23 protein-coding genes are annotated in these 20,747 nt (G+C 71.4%); 14 read left to right on the forward strand and 9 right to left on the reverse strand.

Translation table 11 applies throughout. From position 1 onward, the window contains the following. Positions 1 to 17 precede the first annotated feature (17 nt). The 3 genes from AB0C84_RS19210 to AB0C84_RS19220 all read right to left on the reverse strand — a co-directional run bounded on the left by AB0C84_RS19210 (position 18) and on the right by AB0C84_RS19220 (position 2,564). Positions 18 to 986, reverse strand: a complete 969-nt coding sequence (locus AB0C84_RS19210) for a polysaccharide deacetylase family protein (RefSeq protein WP_361067770.1) — start codon at positions 984 to 986, stop codon at positions 18 to 20. Between the two features lie 314 nt (positions 987 to 1,300). Then, complete coding sequence (locus tag AB0C84_RS19215; protein ID WP_361067773.1) at positions 1,301 to 2,173, reverse strand: crotonase/enoyl-CoA hydratase family protein; 873 nt, start codon at positions 2,171 to 2,173, stop codon at positions 1,301 to 1,303. Positions 2,174 to 2,228: 55 nt separating this feature from the next. Then, positions 2,229 to 2,564, reverse strand: a complete 336-nt coding sequence (locus tag AB0C84_RS19220) for a hypothetical protein (protein ID WP_361067776.1) — start codon at positions 2,562 to 2,564, stop codon at positions 2,229 to 2,231. A 45-nt stretch (positions 2,565 to 2,609) separates the two neighbouring features. Between AB0C84_RS19220 and AB0C84_RS19225 the strand changes: the two genes are divergently transcribed. After that, a complete protein-coding gene (locus AB0C84_RS19225) occupies positions 2,610 to 3,416 on the forward strand; it encodes a class I SAM-dependent methyltransferase (RefSeq protein ID WP_361067779.1) in 807 nt (268 codons plus the stop codon). Positions 3,417 to 3,438: 22 nt separating this feature from the next. Continuing rightward, positions 3,439 to 4,089 (forward strand): hypothetical protein, encoded by a 651-nt coding sequence (locus AB0C84_RS19230; protein WP_361067782.1) that lies wholly within the window; start codon positions 3,439 to 3,441, stop codon positions 4,087 to 4,089. A gap of 12 nt (positions 4,090 to 4,101) precedes the next feature. Here AB0C84_RS19230 and AB0C84_RS19235 read toward each other — a convergent pair whose 3' ends face one another. Continuing rightward, the gene (locus tag AB0C84_RS19235; RefSeq protein WP_361067785.1) at positions 4,102 to 5,880 is read right to left on the reverse strand and encodes a TNT domain-containing protein; all 1,779 of its coding nucleotides are present in this window, start codon (positions 5,878 to 5,880) and stop codon (positions 4,102 to 4,104) included. Positions 5,881 to 6,005: 125 nt separating this feature from the next. Between AB0C84_RS19235 and AB0C84_RS19240 the strand changes: the two genes are divergently transcribed. Beyond that, positions 6,006 to 7,175, forward strand: coding sequence for an alpha/beta hydrolase (locus AB0C84_RS19240; protein ID WP_361067788.1), 1,170 nt, complete (start codon positions 6,006 to 6,008; stop codon positions 7,173 to 7,175). Here AB0C84_RS19240 and AB0C84_RS19245 read toward each other — a convergent pair. Continuing rightward, positions 7,159 to 8,115 carry a zinc-binding dehydrogenase gene (locus AB0C84_RS19245; RefSeq protein WP_361067791.1) on the reverse strand — a complete coding sequence of 319 codons (957 nt, stop codon included), beginning with the start codon at positions 8,113 to 8,115 and terminating at the stop codon, positions 7,159 to 7,161. The two genes, AB0C84_RS19240 and AB0C84_RS19245, sit on opposite strands and share 17 nt — an antisense overlap. 154 nt (positions 8,116 to 8,269) lie before the next feature. Between AB0C84_RS19245 and AB0C84_RS19250 the strand changes: the two genes are divergently transcribed. The 5 genes from AB0C84_RS19250 to AB0C84_RS19270 all read left to right on the forward strand — a co-directional run bounded on the left by AB0C84_RS19250 (position 8,270) and on the right by AB0C84_RS19270 (position 10,860). Continuing rightward, a complete protein-coding gene (locus tag AB0C84_RS19250; protein WP_361067794.1) occupies positions 8,270 to 8,842 on the forward strand; it encodes a hypothetical protein in 573 nt (190 codons plus the stop codon). Between the two features lie 20 nt (positions 8,843 to 8,862). Next, positions 8,863 to 9,624, forward strand: coding sequence for a hypothetical protein (locus AB0C84_RS19255; RefSeq protein WP_361067797.1), 762 nt, complete (start codon positions 8,863 to 8,865; stop codon positions 9,622 to 9,624). Between the two features lie 106 nt (positions 9,625 to 9,730). Further along, positions 9,731 to 10,018 carry a type II toxin-antitoxin system Phd/YefM family antitoxin gene (locus tag AB0C84_RS19260; protein WP_361067800.1) on the forward strand — a complete coding sequence of 96 codons (288 nt, stop codon included), beginning with the start codon at positions 9,731 to 9,733 and terminating at the stop codon, positions 10,016 to 10,018. 10 nt (positions 10,019 to 10,028) lie between these two features. Continuing rightward, the gene (locus AB0C84_RS19265; RefSeq protein ID WP_361067803.1) at positions 10,029 to 10,259 is read left to right on the forward strand and encodes a hypothetical protein; all 231 of its coding nucleotides are present in this window, start codon (positions 10,029 to 10,031) and stop codon (positions 10,257 to 10,259) included. Positions 10,260 to 10,701: 442 nt separating this feature from the next. Further along, positions 10,702 to 10,860, forward strand: coding sequence for a hypothetical protein (locus AB0C84_RS19270; protein ID WP_361067806.1), 159 nt, complete (start codon positions 10,702 to 10,704; stop codon positions 10,858 to 10,860). A gap of 606 nt (positions 10,861 to 11,466) precedes the next feature. On the opposite strand, the gene AB0C84_RS19275 is transcribed toward AB0C84_RS19270, so the two are convergent. After that, positions 11,467 to 11,847, reverse strand: coding sequence for an ATP-binding protein (locus AB0C84_RS19275; protein ID WP_361067809.1), 381 nt, complete (start codon positions 11,845 to 11,847; stop codon positions 11,467 to 11,469). Positions 11,848 to 11,984: 137 nt separating this feature from the next. Between AB0C84_RS19275 and AB0C84_RS19280 the strand changes: the two genes are divergently transcribed. After that, a complete protein-coding gene (locus tag AB0C84_RS19280; protein ID WP_361067812.1) occupies positions 11,985 to 12,767 on the forward strand; it encodes a helix-turn-helix transcriptional regulator in 783 nt (260 codons plus the stop codon). After that, positions 12,764 to 12,934 (forward strand): DUF397 domain-containing protein, encoded by a 171-nt coding sequence (locus AB0C84_RS19285; RefSeq protein WP_361068016.1) that lies wholly within the window; start codon positions 12,764 to 12,766, stop codon positions 12,932 to 12,934. Before AB0C84_RS19280 ends, AB0C84_RS19285 begins: the two co-directional genes overlap by 4 nt. 102 nt (positions 12,935 to 13,036) lie before the next feature. On the opposite strand, the gene AB0C84_RS19290 is transcribed toward AB0C84_RS19285, so the two are convergent. Then, on the reverse strand, positions 13,037 to 13,432 hold the full coding sequence (locus AB0C84_RS19290; protein WP_361067815.1) for a GNAT family N-acetyltransferase: 396 nt from the start codon (positions 13,430 to 13,432) through the stop codon (positions 13,037 to 13,039). Between the two features lie 258 nt (positions 13,433 to 13,690). Here AB0C84_RS19290 and AB0C84_RS19295 point away from each other — a divergent pair, with 258 nt between their 5' ends. Beyond that, positions 13,691 to 14,080 (forward strand): hypothetical protein, encoded by a 390-nt coding sequence (locus AB0C84_RS19295; RefSeq protein ID WP_361067818.1) that lies wholly within the window; start codon positions 13,691 to 13,693, stop codon positions 14,078 to 14,080. 314 nt (positions 14,081 to 14,394) lie between these two features. Here the strand turns inward: AB0C84_RS19295 and AB0C84_RS19300 are convergent, their stop codons facing one another. After that, positions 14,395 to 14,682 (reverse strand): ACT domain-containing protein, encoded by a 288-nt coding sequence (locus tag AB0C84_RS19300; RefSeq protein WP_361067821.1) that lies wholly within the window; start codon positions 14,680 to 14,682, stop codon positions 14,395 to 14,397. Between AB0C84_RS19300 and AB0C84_RS19305 the strand changes: the two genes are divergently transcribed. Beyond that, positions 14,681 to 15,133 carry a pyridoxamine 5'-phosphate oxidase family protein gene (locus AB0C84_RS19305; protein WP_361067824.1) on the forward strand — a complete coding sequence of 151 codons (453 nt, stop codon included), beginning with the start codon at positions 14,681 to 14,683 and terminating at the stop codon, positions 15,131 to 15,133. The genes AB0C84_RS19300 and AB0C84_RS19305 overlap by 2 nt on opposite strands. A 43-nt stretch (positions 15,134 to 15,176) precedes the next feature. On the opposite strand, the gene AB0C84_RS19310 is transcribed toward AB0C84_RS19305, so the two are convergent. Continuing rightward, a complete protein-coding gene (locus tag AB0C84_RS19310) occupies positions 15,177 to 15,599 on the reverse strand; it encodes a helix-turn-helix domain-containing protein (protein WP_361067827.1) in 423 nt (140 codons plus the stop codon). An 87-nt stretch (positions 15,600 to 15,686) separates the two neighbouring features. On the opposite strand from AB0C84_RS19310, the gene AB0C84_RS19315 reads away from it, so the two are divergent. Together AB0C84_RS19315 and AB0C84_RS19320 are read left to right on the forward strand one after the other, a co-directional pair. Then, positions 15,687 to 16,505 carry an NAD(P)H-binding protein gene (locus AB0C84_RS19315; RefSeq protein WP_361067831.1) on the forward strand — a complete coding sequence of 273 codons (819 nt, stop codon included), beginning with the start codon at positions 15,687 to 15,689 and terminating at the stop codon, positions 16,503 to 16,505. A gap of 211 nt (positions 16,506 to 16,716) precedes the next feature. Then, positions 16,717 to 20,742, forward strand: a complete 4,026-nt coding sequence (locus tag AB0C84_RS19320; protein ID WP_361067834.1) for a hypothetical protein — start codon at positions 16,717 to 16,719, stop codon at positions 20,740 to 20,742. Positions 20,743 to 20,747: the final 5 nt, after the last annotated feature.

Genomic DNA, 20,747 nt, shown 5'->3' on the forward strand with positions numbered 1-20,747 from the left:
GGTTCTCCGGCGGCGGGTCAGGGGCTCGGGGTGATGGGCGGGGCGGGGGCCAGACCGCTGGGCGCCGGGCCGCTCGGGGCTCCGGAGTCCGGGGCGCCGGGCACCGGTCCCCTGGACGCCGACGCGTCGGGCGCCGGGGCACCGGGGGCCTTGCTCGTGGCGGCCGGGCCGGCGGACGATCCGGCGGGCGGCGGACTGGCCGTGACCTGCGTGGGCGGCGCCGTCCGCTCGCTGTAGGACGTGCCCGGCGCGAGCCGCCGTCCGGTGAACAGCTCCGAGACGGTCACGAACGTGAACCCGCGTTTGCGCAGTCCGTCCACGACCTTGGGGATGGAGTCGACGCTCGGCTTGTGGATGTCGTGGAACAGGACGATGCCGCCGCTCTCCGGCTCCTTGACGCCGACGCGCGTGTCGCGGGCGACGTCGCGGTAGCGCCAGTCGAGCGTGTCGACGCTCCAGAGGACCAGCGGCATCCCGATCGCGTGTTCGACGCGCTTGTTCGTGGACCCGTAGGGCGGCCGCATCAGCGTGGGCGCGACACCGGAGGCGTCCTTGACGGCCTTCTGCGTGCGCTGGATCTGGGATCGCACCTCGGCGGACGACAGGGTGGTCAGGTCAGGGTGCGACCAGCTGTGGTTGGCGACCTCCTGGCCTTCCAGGGCCATCCGGCGCACGATGTCGCGGTGGGCGCCGACGTTCTCGCCGAGCATGAAGAACGTGGCGCGCACGCCGTTCCTCTTGAGCGTGTCGAGCAGCCGCGCCGTGTAGGGGCCGGGGCCGTCGTCGAACGTCAGCGCGACGCACTTCACCCGATCGCAGTCGATCTTCCGGGGCGGGGGCGGCGCCGGTCTCGGTGACCGCGTCGCCTGCGCCCTGCCCTTGATCGCGCCGTGCTCCCCGGCGGTCCGCGCCTGCCGCTCCGCGTGGCTGCATCCGGCCGCGAGCAGGAGTCCGGCGCCGATGACGGCACAATTCCTGATCCGCACCAGGCACCCCCGTAACGTGTTACCTCGGGCGGCTTAATACCCTCCGTAACCGATGCAACACGCTTCCCGATGGTCCGGAAAATCAAGATCGTCCTTGGGACGCACCGGGGGATTTCCCCTCCATCATGCGACGGCCCGCTCCCCCGCATGTCACCGGGGTCGCCTCATGCCCGGACGCCCTCCCGGCGTCTGCGGGACGGGCCTTCGGTGGCCGAAGGCGGCCATCGGCCGGAGGCGCGGACGAGCACCCTCGGTCACATTCGCCCCGCCCGTGGCGGCCGTCCACGCTGACGGCCCGCCCGGGGCGGCGAGGCTCAGCGGACGGGCCAGTCGGGGACTTCGGGCGGGAGGTCCTTGCTGACGCGCAGCGGGAAGGCGGGGTCGCGCTTCTCCAGGAAGGACGAGACGCCCTCGACGGCGTCGGCGCCGCCGCCGAGCGAGGCCATCAGGCGAGAGTCGGCGATGTGCGAGTCCCACGGGGACGGCGCGGACAGCCCCGACCACATGAGGCGCCGGATCGCGGCGACCGAGACGGCGGAGGTGTTGCCGGCGATCTCGCGCGCCAGCGCGTACGCGGCCGGAAGGAGCTCGTCGGGCGCGTACACGCGGGAGACGAGACGACCCGCGAGGGCCTCCTGCGCGTCGAAGATCCGGCCGGTGGCGGCCCACTCCATGGCCTGCGCGATGCCGACCAGGCGCGGCAGGAACCAACTGGAGGCGGCCTCGGTGACGATCCCGCGCCGCGCGAACACGAAGCCGAACCTGGCCTTCTCGCTGGCGAGCCGCACGTCCATCGGGAGGGTCATGGTCACGCCCACGCCGACCGCCGCGCCGTTGAACGCGCCGATGACGGGCTTGAGGCAGCGGGCGATGCGGAGCGCGACCGTCCCGCCGCCGTCGCGCGGCGTGCCGTCCTCCAGGACGTCGTCCTCCCCCGCGAACATGTCCTTGGACTTGTCCTTGTCGAAGGTGTCGCCGCCGCCGCTCAGGTCGGCGCCCGCGCAGAACGCGCGTCCGGCTCCGGTCACCACGACGGCGCGCACGTCGTCGTCGGCGTCGATCCGGTCGAAGACGTCGAGCATCTCGTTGCGCATGACGAACGTGTAGGCGTTCATCTTCTGCGGCCGGTTGAGCGTGACGGTGGCGACCCCGTCCCGAACCTCGTACTCGATCTCTGCGTACGGCACCCTGCGCACCCTTCTCCAGCCCGGCTGTCAGAATCCGATTCTAGGAAGGGGTCCGTCAGGCGCGGGCTTCGGGGAACATCCGCAGCAGGACGTCCCGGCGCCACTCGGCGAGGTCGCGTCCGGACGGCGGGACGGGGGCCAGCGTGCCGTCGTCCGCCGGCGCGAGGCGGATCTCGACGCCGGGCGCGAGTTCCTCCGGGATCTCCCCGGTGGCGGCGAGGCGCCGCGCGAGCGCGGCGAGGACGCGCGCCCAGCCCTGCCCCAGGTAGGGCGGAAGCCCGTCGGCGCGCAGTTCCGGGAGGCCCCTCGCGGCCAGTCCGCGGGTGCGCAGGGTCAGGCCGTCCGGGCCCTCGGCCCCGACGACGCGGATCTCGGACGTGACGTCCGCCACGGCATCCCCACCTCACCATCGGTCGGTGTCCGATAAATTGTGACAGTGAACTGGGCCGTGACGACGTACGACTCCGCCTTCGGGTACGTGTCCGCGCACGGTGCGCCCCTCGTCGACCTGCTCGATCCGCAGCCCGGAGAGAGGATCATCGATCTCGGGTGCGGCACCGGCTCGTTCAGCGCGGAGATCGCCGAGCGGGGCGCCGAGGTGCTGGGCATCGACGGCAGCCCCGAGATGGTCGCGCAGGCGACCGCCATGCACGCGGGGCTGTCGTTCATCGTCGGCGACGCCCACGACTTCACCGTGGGCGAGTCCTTCGACGCGGTCGCCTCCAACGCGGCCCTGCACTGGATGACCCGCGACCCCGACGCGGTGATCGGCCGCGTGCACGCGGCGCTGCGCCCCGGCGGCCGGTTCGTCGGCGAACTCGGCGGCGCGGGCAACTGCGCGGAGCTGATCGTCGCGATGCAGACGGCGTGGCGGGTGTTCGGCCTCGGCGAGCCCGAGCTGCCCTGGTACTTCCCGTCGCCGGCCGCGTACGCGACCAAGCTGGAGGAGGCCGGGTTCACGCTGCGGCTGCTGGAGCACGCCGACCGCCCGACCCGGATGACCGAGGGCCCGGACGGCGCCGCCGACTGGGTCCGCGCCTACGCCTCCCGCGCGCTGGCCGACGTCCCGCCGGAGCTGGTCGATCCGCTGCTCGAACGGGTGAACGACCTGGCCGCGCCCGCGCTGCGCCGCGAGTCGGGGTGGGTCGCCGACTACGTGCGGCTGCGGTTCGCGGCCGTCCGCCGGTCGGACGGCCCCGCGCCGACGCCCTTCGGGCCGATGGCCGCCGACCACCCGCTGTAGGCGCCGCCCTAGGGTGGGAGGCATGCTGCGGCTCCACGATCATCGGACGAGACGGCCGGAGGCACTGCCCGCCGGGCGCGGGCTGCGCGTCCAGGTCGTGGACGGCGCGTACCGCCGCGCGGTCGTCGCCGACCTGCTGAGGCGGGTCGCCGAACGGTCGGGGCGTCGCGTCCGGGTCGTGAGCACGCCGGGCGTCGCGACGGGCCTGGACGACTACAACGTCCAGCCGTTCGAGGTGCTGGACGACGTCCTCCCGGACGCCGACGTCTACGTGTCCGGCACCGCCGACAGGGACGCGTTGTGCCTGGCCGTCCCGCAGGAGGACGGGACGTCGCAGGACCCGTTGACCGCCCGCCTGGCGATGCTGGAAGTCCCCTACCGGGAGCCTCTGGAGCTGTCGGAGCGGAGGCTGTCGGCGGCCGCGGAGCGGCTGGACGCGTGGCGCGGCAAGGTCGCCGAGTGGGCGACGTCCCCGGGTCGCCCGATCGACCGCGCGTACGCGAACGAGGCGGAGGCCGCGCTGGCCGACGACCTCGGCAGCCCCGCCGCGCTCGCCGTCCTGGACAGGCTCGCCGCCGACCCGGACGTGCCGCCGGGCGCGAAGCTGGAGACGTTCATCCACCTCGACCTGGTGCTGGCGCTCGGGCTGGTCTCGGCGATCGGCCAGGCCTGAGCCGGGAAACGGTCAGGCGTCCGGAACCTCGACGAGACTGCCGTCGGCGACCAGGTCGGCCATCGACCTCCGGAACACGTGCGCCGTCCCGCCGCCCGGCTGCCCGAACCACGGGACGGCCGTTCCCGTCAGGGTCTCCATGGGCCGCTGCAACCGGTAGAGGCGGTACGGGCGTTCCCGCCACTCCGGCGGCAGCGACCGCTGCGGATACGGCGTGCGCGCCGCATACGTCACGTTGCCGTCCGGGCCGCCGTAGCGGTCCACTTCCATTCCCTCGGCCAGTTCCATGACGTGGCGGTCGCGCAGGAGCGAGAGCGGCGGCTCGCCCTTGAGCGGCGTGAACGGCCCGTCCCCCACGGTGTGGCGCGGGTCGAGCAGCAGCCGTCCGAGCAGGTGCGCCGACGCCTGCTCGGCGTCGTCGAAGACGGCCTCCTTGCGGCGCTCACCGTCGCGCATCTGGAACACCGACCAGCGGCCCGGCCGCGATGTCAGGCACCAGACGCCCTCGGCCGCGTCGTTGATGCGGTAGGCGGCGCGGTCGACGCGGAGCTGGTCGAGGCGGTGCTGGAGCGCCCCCGCCCAGTCGGGCCCTGACCCGGTCGGGGCGCCTTCGGGCGCGGCGCGTCCGGTCACGGCCGCGTTCGCGGCGTCCATGGTCTCCTCGTCCACCTCGGGGACGCGGAACCCGCCGGCCCTGATGTGCGCGACGAGATCGGGCTCCGGCGGGACGCCGTGCTCGGTCAGGTAGTAGGCCACGGCGCCCGACCACACCCACGTCCCGTCGGTGTGGAAGGTCAGCGGCACGGCCGCGCCGCGCGACGGGTCGAGCCGGTCGGGGGCGTTCGAGCGCGCCGCCATGACGGTCGGGGCCTGCCGCAGGTACCCGGCCACGCGGCCGGCCTCGTCCGGCGGGACGGGCGGCCGCGACACGGCGGGACGGCTCCCGTCCGGGCCCGCGTGGTCGAAGATCCTGGCCCGGCGCAGACCGGACCGCGGCGGGCGCGGCTCGTCGTCGTGGGCGAAGCTCGCGCGGCAGCGCACGGCCCCGTCCTCGTACCGGACCTCGAAGTCGATCCGGGACCATGTGGAGCCCTGGAACGCCCGCGTCCCGGCGCGGAGCCGGTCGAGCAGCGCCGCGGCCGCGGCGGGCGCCGTCCAGGACGTCCGGGCGCCGTCGGCGGAGTGGCACGTCATCGCGGGCATCCCGGCGCCCGCCTGGTAGTGCCCGTAGACCCGCTCCCAGAGCGCGGGGGCCTGGTCGGCGATCAGGAGCGCGAACCGGTCCGACAGCAGCTCCATCTGCTCGGCCGGGTCCAACGGCCCGGCGTCGGGCGCGGGCGGCGCGGCGTCGGGCGGCGCGGCGGGCTCGCGGCCCTCCAGCCGGTCGCGGAGCCACCCCGGCACGTTCTCGCCGTCCCGCGGCATCACGATCTGGTCGCGCCGCCAGCACTCCACCGGGATCGGCGGGTCCCACAGCGGATCGAAGTCGCGGTTGTAGAGGCACAGCACCGGCCCCGGCTCGATGATCATGGTCATCGAGAACCAGCTGCCCCGCTCGGACACGTACAGCGCGCGGCGCAGATCCATCAGCAGGCCGGTCAGCTCCTCCGGGACGCCCTCGGCCGCCACGATCCGGCCCTCGCCCGTCAGCACCGCCAGCGCGACGTCGCTCACGGCGACGGTAGCGGCGCAGCGCAGGTCGAGCCGCCGCCACCCGGGCGGGGCCAGCCGCCGCGCGCACTCGGCGATCCGGCTCTCGAACTCCGCGACGCGGTCGTCCTGGCCCGTCACCGCGCGTCCCTCCGTCCCGATGGCTCCCCCTATGGCACCTGATCGGCAGGTTAACCGCACTGATCAATGTATTGCGCGCCGCCCCGGGCACTGGCGACGCTCGCGGGAGGCTACTTTCGTATGTCGTGTCCACCGCTGCACCAGCATCATCCGTCCCGGCGTCCCCCGGCCCGCCGCACCGCCGGCGCCGCCGCCGTGCCCGCCCGCTGATGTCGGCGGTCGTCACGATCACCGCGCTGCTGTGCGCGCTCGTCGGCGGGATCGGCTGGTACTTCGCCGGCGTCGCCATCGAGGTCGACCACTCCGCCGAGTACCCGCTGACCATCGAGGACGCGGGCAACGGCACCGTCACGCTGCCCCGCGAGCCGGGGACGGAGCGCCCCGGCGCCTGGGCCCTCGTCTGGAAGGGCGGGCGCGCTCTGCTCGGGCCCGTCGTCGGCGGGAACGACGAGCACGTCGTCCGGAAGGTGTCGCCCGTGGAGGGCGCCCTCGTGAAGGACGCCCCGGCGATGATCGACCACTGGATGTACGACGGCGACCCGAAGACGGCGCTCGGGCTGCCGTTCCAGGACGTCACCTATCCGTCCGAGGTCGGGCCCATGCCGGCGTGGCTCGTCCCAGGGACGTCCGACAAGGGCACCTGGGTCATCGGCGTCCACGGGCGCAACGCCGACAAGGCCGAGACGTTCCGCGTCATGCGCACCGTCCACTCGCTGGGCATGCCGATGCTGTCCATCGCCTACCGCAACGACGTGGGCGCGCCCCCTTCGCAGGACCGCCGCAACCATCTGGGCGACAAGGAATGGCACGACGTCGTCTCCGCCATGGGCTACGCACGCGCACACGGCGCGACGGGCGTCGTCCTGTACGGGTGGTCGATGGGCGGCGCGATGGCGATGACGACGTTGCAGCGGGACCCGTCGTTCGTGCGCGGCGTCGTGCTCGACTCCCCCGTACTGGACTGGAGCGCCACCCTGGACAAGCAGGGCGACGCCCGCCACCTGCCCGCCTTCATGACCGGCATCGCCAAGCGCGTCCTGCAGTGGCGCATCGGCATCGACCTGGCCGACTTCGACATGCGCCGGTACGCGCCCCACCTGCGGACGCCGGTCCTGTTGTTCACCACCGAGGACGACGCGACCGTCGCCAACGGCCCCGCCTTCGCCTTCGCCAGGAAGGCGCCGCCCGGCACGGTCACCCACATCCCCACGCCGGGCGACCACACCGAGTCCTGGAACGTCGACCCCGCCGCCTACGAGCGTTCGCTGGTCGCGTTCCTCAAGAGGGTCGGCTGACCTCCAGCAGGGTCTTGCCGACGGTCTCGCGCGCCTCGATCGCGGCGTGGGCGTCCGCCGCGCCGTCGAGCGGGAACCGCTGCCCGATCACCGGCGTGAGCCGTCCGGCCGCCGCCTCGCGCAGCGCGTGCTCCGTGAACTCCCGCAGTTCCTCCGGCGTGGCCTTGGGCCAGACCAGCGTCACTCCCCGCTCCCGGGCGTCCTCCTCGGGGATGTTCGCCGGCTCCCCGCTCGCCAGCCCGAAACTGACCATCCGCCCGCCCGTCCTGAGCAGGCCGAACGCCTCGCGGGCCACATGCCCGCCCACCCCGTCCAACACGACGTCCACCGGCCCGGTCTTCCCCGCCCAGCCCGGCTCGCCGTAGTCGACGGCCTCGTCCGCCCCCAGCCGCATGGCCGACTCGGTCTTGCGCGCGCCTCCCGCAGCCGCGACGACCGTCGCTCCCCGCGCCTTCGCGAGCTGGACGAGGAGCGACCCGACCCCGCCGGCCGCCGCCTCCACCAGGACGCGTTCGCCTTCACGGATCTGGGCCGCGCGCGTCATCATCACCGCCGTGCGCCCGTCGGCGAGCAACGCGATCGCGTCGTCCAGCGCCAGGCCGTCCGGCACCTCGAACAGGCCCTTCGCGTCCACGGCGGCCTTCTGCGCGTAGCCGCCGGTACCGCCGGTGCTGGTGACGACCCGCCGGCCGACGAGCGCGGCGTCCACCCCGTCTCCGACCGCCGTGACCACCCCGCCGACCCCGTTGCCCGGAATCATCGGCGGCTCCCACCGCACCGGCATCGGACCGGTGCCCGACCGCATCTGCGTCTCCACGAACGTGATGTTGGCGAACTCGACCTCGACCAGCGCCCGGCCCTCACCCGGCACCGGATCGGGCGCGTCCCCCGCCACCAGCGCCTCGGGCCCGCCGAACTCCCTCAACCACACAGCACGCATATCGGCTCCTCCATCAGCTCGTTCACCCAGAGCCTGGTACCTCAAGCAAGGTCGAGGTCAAGCGGGACGCAACGAATCCCTTTTCTCGCCCCACGCATCTCTGTAAGCTTTCGCGCGTATTCGGCCCGTTGTCTGCTGCCGCTCAGGGATGGCGATGCGCATACGTTCCTCCCCTCTGGGGCCTCGCCGCGCCGCCTGCCTGACGGCCGTCCTAGCCGTGTGCGCGGCCGCCGGATGCGGCTCGTCCGGGTCGTCCGCCAGCGGCGAACTCTCCCCCAACGGCCGGTTCGACACCGGCGGCACCCCCGCCGCCTCTCCCACCGCGGTCCCGACGGACCAGCTCTTCAAGACGGTCCTCGCCCGCTACCGCGCCTACCAGGCCGCCTACCAGGCCGCCTACGAGAAGAACGACCCCGCCGGCCTCACCGAGGTCGCGATGGACCCCCTTCTCACCGAGGTCACCGACGACGTCGAGGCCACCAAGGCCAAGGGACAGATCTGGCGCTTCGCGAAGACCCTGAACCCCCGGGTCTACGCGGCCTCCAAGGACCGCACGAAGGTCTACCTCATCGACTGCGTCAACACCGTCGCGGGCTACCGCTTCTCCGCCAAGACGGGCAAGCGGACGGGAGGCGGCAAGGGCGGCGCCTACCTCTACCGGTACACCGTCCAGTACGACGGTGATTCCTGGAAGGTCGCCGCTTCCGTCCGGGACCGCACATGCTGACATCCCCCAGAGGACACGCGATGTCTCACACCCCCACCCGGCGCCGCGTCGCGTCCGGCATCACCGTGGCGGCCGCCCTCCTCTCCACCTTCGCGGCCCCGGCCGAAGCCCTCGCCGATGGATGCGGCGTCGCGAACAAGGGCCTCGACTGCAACCTGTCCGGCGTGACCGGCGGGCGCGGCGGCGGAGGCGGCGGAGGCAACGGCGGAGGCGGATCGGGCGGCGTCAGCGGCCCGGTGGCCCCGCCCGCCCCCGTGGGCCTGACCGACAACCAGGGCGTGGACGGCGTCGACGGCCCCGGCGGCAACGCGCCGCCCGCGGCCCAGCCGCCCGACGTCTGGACGATGATGCAGCGCGCCAGGGCCTCTGCCCCGTTCCCCGTGCCGACCGCCTACACGGCCCCCAAGGACAAGACCTTCGTCCGGCTGCGGACGAACCTCTGGGTGGACGGCTTCACCGTCGTCAAGACCGACCCGATCTCGGAGGGCGGCGTGACCGTCCAGGCGACGGCGACCCCCGCGTCCGTCAACTGGAACCTCGGCGAGACCCAGATCGTCTGCAACGACGCGGGCAGCAAGAACGGGAAGACCTGCGGCTACACCTACAGGCGCTCCTCGACGGGCCAGCCGGGCGGCGCCTGGCAGATCACCGCCACGATCACCTGGCGGCTCGCCTGGACCTGCACCGGCGCCCCCTGCGGCGGCGGCCTCGACGACTACACCATGACCTCCGAACCCACCCCCCTCGCCGTCAGCGAAATCCAAACCAACACCCACGACTGACCCCATCCCACCCGACCAGCCCGTCAGCGCTTCCGTCTCAGTCGCCTCAGCGGGGTGCGGTGTACAAAGTGCACACTCAGATCACTGTGTGCACTATGGTTGCACGATGGAGTCCTACCCGATCAAAGAAGCTCGTGTGCGGCTCGGCGATCTCCACGCAGCCGTCGTGCACCGGGCCGCGCATCCCCGTATCACCAAGAACGGCAAGGACCCGGTCGTACTGGTCACCGAGCAGGAGTGGCGGGAACTCCAGGAACTCCGCCTTGAGCGGGCGGCTCGAGAAGCCGATCGAGAGGCCACGCGAATCAGGCCTTACTTGGAAGCCGGCAAGACCCCGCCGGGTTACGAGGTCTACACCCGTGAGCAGATCGCCTCAGGGGACTGGCTTGCCTGACCACCTCACGATGACCAGGTCCATTCGGCTGCAGATCGCCGCGATGGCACCGCACTACCGCACCGCAGTCCAACTGGTGATCATGTCCTTGCTCACTGACCCGGTGCCGCCCGACGCCAAACCTCTCGGCATCGAGGAGCTCGATCACGCCCACTATGTGGTCACCCGAGACGACATGACGGTGTACTACCTGGTCATGGGCGAGACCATCGTGATCAACAACGTTCATCCCGACAGCTGAGCCTGTCGAAGTCCTCCTGTCGCTGGACCGCGGCGGAGGAACGGCGCAGGCGGATCGGGCGGCGTCACCCACGACTGACCCGCATCCGGCCTCCGGGACCACAGCCTTCCGTAGCGACGACGCGGACGGCTGCTGGCTGCCCGAAGCCGTATCTCGCTCCTCCGGACTTCGTCGGCAGCCGCTGACCCGCAACGCCACGCGCGACGGCCGGCCTCTTGGCGCTCGAACTCTTGCCGTCCGGCGGGCCCCCCGTCCTTTCGGCAGTCTCGTCCAGACGTCCACGAGGACGCACCGAGATCTCACCACCGGGTAACTGTTCACCGGGATATCCCATCTGCCCACCGTGACGCGTCTCACTGGACATTCGCGACCCACCCCGGACGATTATCGGTGTCGGCACTTAGCGCCGACCGTAGGAAGCGAACAAGAGGAGGAAGAGACGATGGCGAATCTTTTCAACTTCGACCCGCCGGACCTCGGCGACGACGAGGAGCGCAGCCAGCAGCGGCCGGGCACGCGGCAGCCGGAAACCGACCAGCAGGCGGCGGAGCGTCAGCAACGCGCCTTCGAGCAGAAGACGACCATGCCCGACCAGGGGTGACGGCAGGGTGAACCTGCCCTAGCCCTGGCGGCTGTGGAACCACATTTCGAGGGGCGACCGGTGCTCACCGCACCGGCCGCCCTTCTTTCGCGTCACGGCATAGACCCGCTGCAAAAACCTCACTCCCTTGATCTCGACACCCGTCGCCCCAAGACTGGGTTGGCGAGGGCGTCGATCTGATCAGCGGCCTGCCCTCCGCAGAGGACCTCGTCCACACCATGGCCGCCCAGGCCGAGCACGCCCTGACCCACGCAGGACGCCGCTGACCGCCCCTTCAGGCAGTGACACCAAGGTGCCTTCCCCGCCGCTTCCGGACGGCTGCACGCACTACCCGCAGAGCGCCGCGCCACCATCGACCGCATCCTGGTTCAGGCGCTCCGTATGGCGCCTCCGGTTGCGGCGTTGAGGATCCGTTCGCCGCTACCCGGACTCGGTCCTTCGCAAGGCGTGACGGAAATGGAGGCTCGCCGTCCATCGCCGCTTGCAAGAGGCTCGGGGAAGACGAACGGATGAGAACGCGCCCCCTGGCCTGCCACATGCCATGGTTCAGGGAGATTTCCCAGGACGAGTAACGCTCGCGTAGGGAAACCAGTGCGTCGGCGTCGTTCACGACGTGCTTTCAGGGAGCAGCGCCCATACGGCCTTTCCACCGCCGCCGAGTGGTTGCGTACCCCATTCCTTGACGAGGACGTCCAGCATCGCCAGCCCACGTCCACCCTCGCTCAGAAGGTGCGCCGAGCCCGCCATCGGCAGGGCGTTGGAGGAGTCGAAGACTTCCACGACCGTTCCCTTGTCCGCCTGGACGACCCGTACGGTCGTGGTCGCGCTTCTGGTGTGCTGCAAGACGTTCGTGACCAGTTCGGACACCACGACTTTCGCCACATAGGCGTCCTGGCCCCACGTCCCCAGGACGGCCTCGACCCAATCCCGGGCCACCTTTACCGACTCGGCCCGAACCGGCACCACGATCTCCGCGGGGCACTCCATGAACGATCACCTCCGACTTCCGGTAACTCCCCGCACAGAATCCACTCCAAGGCGTAATGTGAAGACGGAAGCCCCGAGACGCACACCGAGGACTCAAAATCACTTAATTCCAGTTCAGAGCCACTGGAGGTCTCGTCATGGCCAAGCGCAAGCCGTCCCCCGCGCTGAGGGCTTTCGGCGCGGAAGTCAGACGCCTGCGGGAGGACGTCGGCATCACCCGGACAGAACTCGCCAACCGTCTATCGGTGACGCCCTCGTACGTCTCGCAGGTCGAAAGCGGCAACACCCGCTGCCGCAAAGACTTCGCTCAGCGCCTAGACCAGGCGTTAGGCACCGGCGAGCAACTCACGACGGTCTGGACCAAGCATCTGCGCGCGGCGGCCTACCCTAAGTTCTTCGCCAACTACTCCGAGGCCGAAGCAACAGCCGACCTCCTCCGCGCCTACGAGGCAACCTTCGTGCCTGGGCTCTTTCAGACGAAGGAGTACGCTCAGGCCCTCCTCCCGAGCGAGGCCGCCGTCGAGCGGCGTCTCCTCAGGCAACAGATCCTCTCCCGCGAGACCCCACCCAGGCTTATAGTCGTTATGGATGAGAGTGTCCTCGTGCGCGATGTCGGCGGCCCTGAGGTGATGCGTGGACAGTGTGAGCACTTGCTGAAGGTGTCGCAACAGAAGAACGTCACCCTCCAGATTGCGCCGATCGCTTACTACCGCGGCATCTCCGGATCTTTCAACATCGCCACGCAGCCCACCCGCGAAGAACTCGTCTATCTGGAGACTTCGCCCGGAGGGATCACATCCGACGAACCACAGGATATCTTGCACGTCATCGGTGCGTTTGCGGAGTTGCAGGCGCGTTCCATGAGTGTCGGCGACACTAGCGAATTCATACGAAAGGCGATTGACCGGTGGACGATGTGACCTGGCGCAAGTCGCGGCGGAGCAACGACCAAGAGGGAGCGTGCGTGGAGTTGGCGACTCTCGTCGAAGGGATTGGGGTGCGAGACTCCAAAGACCCGGACGGGCCGAAGCTCCTGCTCGCCCCGGTCGCGTTCCGCGCGCTGCTCACGGACCTTAAGCAGCAGTAAGGCCAGGCGGGAGCCCTAGGCCCTGTCCGGTGAGTCCCGGTGGCCGGCCCCCTGCCCCCGCTCGGGGCCTCATCAGCAAGATCACGGTTTACGGCTGGAGTATCAGAGCGCGATCAGACCCGCCATCGTCGGTTCGAAGCCACAAGCGTCGAAGTAGAAGGCCTTCAAGTCGTCGTCGAAGTCGACGTGCAGCCACTCGCAGTCGGCCGCACGGGCCTGCCGGGCGGCCTCAGCGACGAGTCCCGCTCCGATACCCGAGCGGCGGTGGCCCCCATCGACCATCGTGTCCAAGATGAAAGCGTGGACACCGCCGTCCCACGCGACGTTGACGAAGCCGACGAGTTCACCGTCGCGGCGCGCACAGACCCAGCCCAGGCTGTGCCGCTGTACTTGAGTGAGCCAGTCGACATCCATGACCCGGTGGCCGAAACCCTCGGCATGCAGCGCATTGACCGCTGCGTTCTCAAAGTCGCCTCGCCATTCGTAGGTGATCGTCATCGCGGAAGTATGACGGGGGCGAGGGGCATCGGCAGTGACGCCCCTCAGAAGCACCACGACCCTCGCGGGGGCGTCATGACCGTCCGATGGTCCGGGAAGAGCTTGGTTGTCGCGCCGTCGGCTCTCGCGTCCAGAATGGGACGGAGGTGGGGATTTGGTTGCGAGGCGGGGGCGGGAACCGTTTGACTGACCTGCCGTGGGCTGGATCAGACGTTCTCCACGCAGCGCCCGGACCGACACGGCTGGGAGGCGTGCTCCTTGGTAGCGTCGCTGATCGCCTTCGCCCTGCTGGTCGCGGTCATCGTCTCACTCGTCTGGCTCGGTGGGAGGGCACTGCGCGGCCACTCGGCGCGGCAGGCCGAGCGCCTGGCCCTTCGGCAGCAGGCCGTCCAGGAACTCCGCTTTCGAGATGGGCGAGACGGCCATCTCGCCTTTGTCGAGCACGTCTACCAGCGTGCCAGGACGGGCGCCAAGGCAATCATCGTCTGGGACGCCACCGGCAACCGCCAGGACGCGTGGTTTCACGACTGGCCCAGCATCCCCGCCGGAACCTACCTTCTCCTCGTCGGAACCACCGGTTACGGCCCCCATAACCACAACCCACGCGTTTACTACGTCCGCCGCCACCAGGTACTCACCATGATCTGAGCGGCCGCGTCAGGCGAGCGGGTCCGGGGGGCGGAAAACGGTTGCCCGTTAATCACTGGAGCTGAGTCTCCGTGCACGGCACCCGCGCTCTGGCCGAATCCGTCCGGGGACGGGGCGAGCAGGCGTGATCGGTCCGCTTCAGGGCGGAGGGATGGACCACTCCTGAACGGACGGTACGTGAGGAGGTACGTGTCCCACCCGCGCTCTCGTTGAATGGTGAGCCTGTGCGGCGCAATGCGGAGGGCACCGTGCTGCTGCTTCAGGCGTTTCAGGCTGAGGGCCCGTCCGCTCTCCCGGAACTCCAGCGCGTCCAGTCATACGGCCACCTGGTGGCCGGCGCGGCGAAGTACGGTGCCGGCTTCCTCAAGGCGGTCGGAGGGGACGAGCACCAGGTCGCCGTCGTAGGTCGCGGCGGTCCAGACGGGGAGCTCGCCGGCGGCGAGGGGTGCGACGATGGCGCTGAGCATCCCCGTCGCTTCCGGGTCGTGCGCGTCATCGCCGTTCCACAGCGCCGCCCATCCGTCCTCGGCCGTGTCGGTCGCTGGGAGTAGGTCTCGCGCCCCATGTGCGCTTTGAATCTGCTGGCTAGGGTCGGCGCTCATGGAAGTTGTTCGCCGCCAGGTGGCGGAGCGTAGGCGCCACACCCTGGAACGGCTTGTCGGCGAACGGGATGTGTGGGTGTCGACAGCGCATCCTGATCACGGCCCGCATCAGGTGCCGCTGTGGTTCTTGTGGGACGGGCGAGCGGTGTGGGTGTGCACCGGCGCCGATTCCGCGACCGTGCGGAACGCCCGCGATGAGCCGCGCGTGCGCCTGGCACTGCCGGACACCTTCGACGTGGTGCTCCTCCAAGGCAAGGCGGAGTGCTTCCCGGACCAGGAGGTGCCCGATGACGCGGCAGAGGCCTTCGCCGCCAAGTTCGGATGGGACCCACGTACGGAGGTCGACCCCTTCGTCTACGTGCGCGTAGTGCCGGAGACCGTGCGCGCCTGGCGCGGCGAGCCGGAACTACGCGGCAGGGTCATCATGCGCGCCGGGACATGGCTCGACTAGCCACCGCTCCGGCAGGCGGCGTGTGCGGCGGCTGCGGGGCCCGTTAGCGGATGTCGTGGTCGGGGTTGGTCTGGTCGTATCGGTGCCGGGCCTCGGCGATGGCGTCGCGATGGGTGAGAGACCAGTCGGCGAGTGCTTTGACCAGGTGGGTGAGGCTGTCGCCGGTCTCGGTCAGGCGGTAGTCGACCTGGGCCGGGACGGCCGGATACACGGTGCGGAGGACGAGTCCGTCGCGTTCCAGCCTGCGCACGGTGAGGGTGAGCATGCGCTGGGAGATACCGTCGATCGCGCGCTGCAGTTCCCGGAAGCGGCGCGGCCCGCCGGCGAGTTCGACGACCACGAGTACCGACCACTTGTCGCCGATGCGGTCCAGGACTTCGCGGATCCCGCAGTCCGGGTGGTCCGCGCGCCCGCAGGGATCGAGGGCGGCTGGTGCGGCGGTTACCCCGGTGTGCGTGGGTGACATGAAACTGCCTCCTTGTGGCCGGCGCGCGGGCGAATCAAGATCAAGCGTAGTTACCGAAGAGAACCACTACGGAAGACCGTGACACACATGATCTTGGTGACCGGAGCGAACGGGAGCCTCGGCTCGGCGACTCTCGCGGCGCTGCACGCCCGCGGCGCGAGCGCGACAGGCGGCAGCCGCACGCCCAAGGACGGGATGCGGCGCCTCGATTTCGACGACCCCGGCGGCATCGACCTCGCCGGGGTGTCGACCCTGGTGCTGGTCTCCGCCGGCTACGCCGAGGACGACCAGGTCGTCCAGCGGCACGCGGCCGTCCTGGACGCCGCCGCCCGTGATGGCGTCCGCCATGTCATCTACACGAGCCTGTCCGGCGGGGGCGACCATCTCGGCTTCGCACTCGCGCATCGCGCGACCGAACGGCTCGTGCGCGCCTGCGGCATGCGGTGGACGATCCTGCGCAACGGCCTGTACGCCGAACTGTTCGGCGGTCTGCTGATGTGGACCGGCGACGGCGTGGAGTCCGCGTTCGGCGACGGCGCCCTGGCCGCGGTCGCCCGTGCGGACCTCGCCGAGGCCGCGGCGATCATCGCGGAGGATCCGGCACGGCACGGCGGGCGCACCTACGAGCTGACCGGCACGCCGATCACGGCGGCGCAGGTGGCCGGACGGCTCGGAGTCCCCCACCGCACGATCGGCCTGGGCGAGTACCGGCACCGGCTCCTGAACGTGCCGGAACTGCTGCCGTTCCAGCCGCCCATGCTCATCTCGATCGCGACGGGCGTCCGGCACGGCTTCCTCGACGGCACCGGCCCTGACCTCGCCGACGTCCTCGGCCGCCCCGCGAGCGATCCTCTGGCCACGGCCGTCGCGGCCGCCTCCGCCGTGAGACCGGGAGCAGCCGGATAACGACGGCGAGCATGTCCTCCGCGCCGGCACGAGTCCTCCCGGGGCCCTCCTGGGAGGACTCATGTGCGTCGTCGCGCTTCATCTCCCGGCCCGGGACGTCGACCGGTGACCCGCCGTCGACGTCGCGGGCGGTGGCGATGCTCCGGTGGCCGATGTCGGTCATCGTGCGTACGCTGGCGCGTCAAGATCGAGATGGGGGGCCGCGGGGCTTATGGGGTGGCGGATCGAGGCCGACGGGTACACGGCGGAGTTCACGGACGATCTGGAGGTCGTCTACCGCAATCCCCGGGGGCGGAGGCTCCAGCAGGCTCCCGAGCAGCTGGGAGGCACGCCCGGTCTGTCCGCGATGTTCGTGGTGCGGCGGTACCTGAAGCGCCATGAGGAGCAGTGCGGCGAGGCGGCGCGCTCGTGGGCGGCCGACGGGGTGAGCGTCCCCCGCGCGCTGGCGGACGCCGACCCGTTCTGGGCGGAGGCGCTCGACGAGGCGGGGGTCACGCTCACCACCGGGCCGGTCGAAGGCGGGCTGTGCGCGCGGACCTACGTGGGCCCTGACGACCGCAGGTTCACGCAGGTGCTCGGGGAGTCGGCCGTCCGCTACCGCGACATGCTGATGGCGGTGGACGGGTGGGAGCCGGAGTGCCTGTTCGAGACCGGCGTGCCCGCCCCCTACGCCGGCGTGGTGCCCTTCCCCGAGCGCATCATCGAGGCGCATCCCGAAGCGGAGCGGCTCGCGGTGGAGAAGATCCACACCTTGGAGGTCCGGACCGGGCGCTGGCGCTCCTTCTACAAGCCGGCCGTGGAGGAGACCCTGTCGGGCCTGGAGGAGTCGGCGCCCGCCCTCCTGATCACTCTCCTGGACGAGGTGGCCGATGCCGCCCTCACCCCCGAGCCGAACCTGGCCGCGGCCTGGTTCGGCCGCGCGCGCAAGCTGGAGCGGACGCTGGCGCGTCATCCCGATCCGGAGTGGCTGGCCGACCGCTACGAGGAGCACGCGGAGGTGGTGTCGGCGACGATCCTGCGGGCGTGGGCGCGCGACCTGGGCGCCAAGGGCGCGGCCACGCCGGAGGGCCTCGCCCGCTTCCGCGAGGTGATGGTGTGGCGGGTCGAGGCCGGCGGCGACGTCTACCCGCAGCTCGCCTCCGACCTCCGGAAGATCGCCAAGGCCGCGGGGCTGGATCCCGAGGAGGAGCTCGCGGAGTTCCTGCGGTCCCTCTTCGACGCGGACGAGGTGTCGCTGAGCGACGACGCGTTCTGGAACGACGCGCTGAAGGGCCGCGCCATGGACCTGGTGTCCGGGCCGGAGGCGGCGCGGCGGGCGCTGGAGCTGCGTCCGGGATATCCGGCCCAGGGGCCGCTGTGGCTGAAGCTGCTCGACCGCAGCGGCGCCCTGGCGATGCTGGCCGGGGAGACACCCGGCCTCCAGCGCGGGGACGCCGCCGCCTGGCTGGTCGCCTGCGTGCAGCGACGTCAGTGGAGGGACCCGTTCGGCGAGCTGTACGAGGTGGCCGAGCGGATCGCCCCGCGGCTCGCGTCCGACGGGGTGCCGGTGGCGTTCCGTTTCTGGCGGCTCGACGAGACCGGCCGCAGCCGGACGCCCCTGGACATGATCGACATGCTGCTGGAGCACGGCGTCCCCGTCGCCGACCCGCCGGAGCGGCTCGGCCCCGCGTTCCTGCCCGACCTGGTGATCGACCGCCGCCCCGGGCTGCGGCACGTGCTGGCGGACGAGCGGTTCGCGCGGGAGCTGCGCGCCCGGGCGCGGGGCGACCTCGACATGACCGTCGGGGACAGCGCGTCCAACACCTGGTACGAGCCGCACGAGACCAAGGGCTGGGGCAAGATCCCGGTGCTGTTCGACAACCCGATCGGGCACGAGGAGGTGCGCGCGTGGTGCGCCCGCGAGCGCGCCCTGCTGCGCGAGGGCGTCGACCTATACGGGCTGCGGATGCTGCTGGCCCGGTTCGTGCACGTGGGCGTGGCCGTGGATCTGCTGCTCAAGGACGCCGAGACGGCGCGGGAGTTCGCGGCGGTGGACGTCATGGCGCTGCTCATGGCCGACCTGCCGGAGAAGTTCACCCGCGAGCGGGTCGAGGAGCTGATGAAGCTCCTGGTGCCCCACTACATCAGCCGCTCGGTGGCGGGGCCGAACTTCATCGCCCTCTCCGAGGCGCTGCCGGAGCTGAAGGAGCAGGACAGGGAGACCTTCGACAGGGTCGCGTTCTCGCTGGTCACGGCGGTCAACTGCCGGGTGGGGCTGGAACGCCTCGTCCGCCGCTTCACCCCCGGAGAGGAGGCGAAGGAGGCCCCGAAGGAGAAGGCCGACCCGGTCGTGCGGCAGTGCGGCTGGCTCATGGACCTGGCGGGCTCCGGCGCGCCCGTCTGGGACGGCGACATGGGCACGCCGAGCGGCAAGTTCGACGGCAACCTGATCGGACTGGAACTCCGGCCGAACCACATCAACACCGCCGTGCACACCGGCGTCCCCTCAAGGTCGAGGGCGCGTTCGTACCGGAGGCCGGCCGCCTACGCGTCCTACCCCTTCGTGTCGGGCGAGCCCGGCCGCTGGCGGGTGGTGCGCTGCGAACTGCCCGAGGACACGAAGGGCGGCATGGCCATGCCAGGGATGGCGTTCCGCACGCCCACGTCCGTCGCCCTGGTGGTGAGCGCCAAGTACGGGGTGCCCCCGGAACGGCTGCTCCTGGAGTACGCGCCCGAGGGGAAGTTCGCCGAGGAGGGCCCGCTGGCGGCGGCCGGTGCGCGCCTGCTCGACGCCTGCGTGCTGGAGCCGGTGCGCTCCCGCGACTGGTTCGCGCGTTTCAGTGAGCTCTGGCGCGAACGGGACCGTCCTCAGATCAGCCCTGAACTGACGGCCGCGTTCGCGGAGAAGACGGGCCTGTCGGAGACCGAGGCGGCCGTCGTGCTCCAGGGGGCGGTCTCGTCCGCGCCGTACCAGCTGGGTGAGGACGACCCCGTCCGGCTGGTCCACTTCGGTTCGGGGTGGAACTCGGAGACGGACCAGGTGAGGGAGGGCCTCAGGGCGCTGCGGCCGCCCGAGTTCTACACCAGGCTCTACGAGCGGCTCCTGCCGGACGACCCGGAGGAGCTGTGGACGTCGGGCCCGGCGGTCGACCGCGCGCTCGCGTGGTGCTCGGAGCGGTCGGGGGCCCCGTTCCCCGTGCCCGCCGGGCTGCTGCCCCGCGCGCTCAAGGAGATCACGCAGCCCAAGGGCGAGGTTCCGGTGCCGCGCGCGGGCCTGAACGCCCCGTGGCCGTGGCGGAGCGGCCGGGCACCGCTGCGGCCGTGGGTGCTCATCGGCCGTGTCGCCGCCGGCGCGGACTGCCTCGCGGACGGCTCGGCCTTCGCCGGAGAGCCGGACCCGCTCGCCCTGCCGCGCGTCGCCGCCTGGCTCGCCTACCGGACCCCGGCCGGCGATCCGCTGCGGCCCGCGGTCGGAGCCGCGATCTCCCGGCTGCGCGAGGCCTCCGGTCCGCGCACCCTGTTCTCGCTGCAGAGCAACCACCTCATGGGCGACCCGCCGCCCACCGACGTGCTCACCGCCCATCCGGCGGTGACGCTCGTCGAGGACGACGTCCTGCGCCTCCGCCATCTGCGGGTGGATCCGGCCGCGGTGAAGGGGCCGGACGACCCGCTCCTCGACATCCTCGACGACTACTACGACGCGACCCTGCCGTCCCAGGTGGTGCCCGGCGGTTCCGGGCTTCCCGCACTGGCCGACCTGCGTCTCCTGCTCAGCGACGACTTCGCCGCGCTCGGCGCGCACCTGGCCGGCGACGCGGACCTGGCGCCGGGCTGGGAGCAGCACCCGGCACGCTCGGTGCCGCAGCTGGTGGAGGAATGCGCGGAGACCCACCGGCTGGGCGAGGACGCGGCGGCCCTGTACCTGATGCTGCTCGCCCTGCCCGACCCGTCCGACCGCAACGTGAAGGAGTGGACCGGCTGGAAGCCCGCCCGGTTCAAGGCGGCGGCCGCCGAACTCGGCGGTACGGGCCTCGTGCTGAGCACCACCAGGGCGCGTGCCGGACGCTCGCTGTTCGTGCACGGCGCCTGGCGGGAGCACAAGGCGCCGCGCCTTCCCATCGAGGTGCCGAAGATCCGCCTGCTGCCGATGGCGGACGAGCGCCGCTCCCTGGCGAACATGGCCGCCGTCCCGTCCGGGCCCGTCCCCGTCCTGTTCGACCGCGCGTGGAGGGACGCGCAGCCCCGCGGGCTGCGGTAGGCCGG

Source organism: Actinomadura sp. NPDC048955 (genome assembly GCF_040649435.1).
Lineage (GTDB): Bacteria > Actinomycetota > Actinomycetes > Streptosporangiales > Streptosporangiaceae > Spirillospora > Spirillospora luteofluorescens.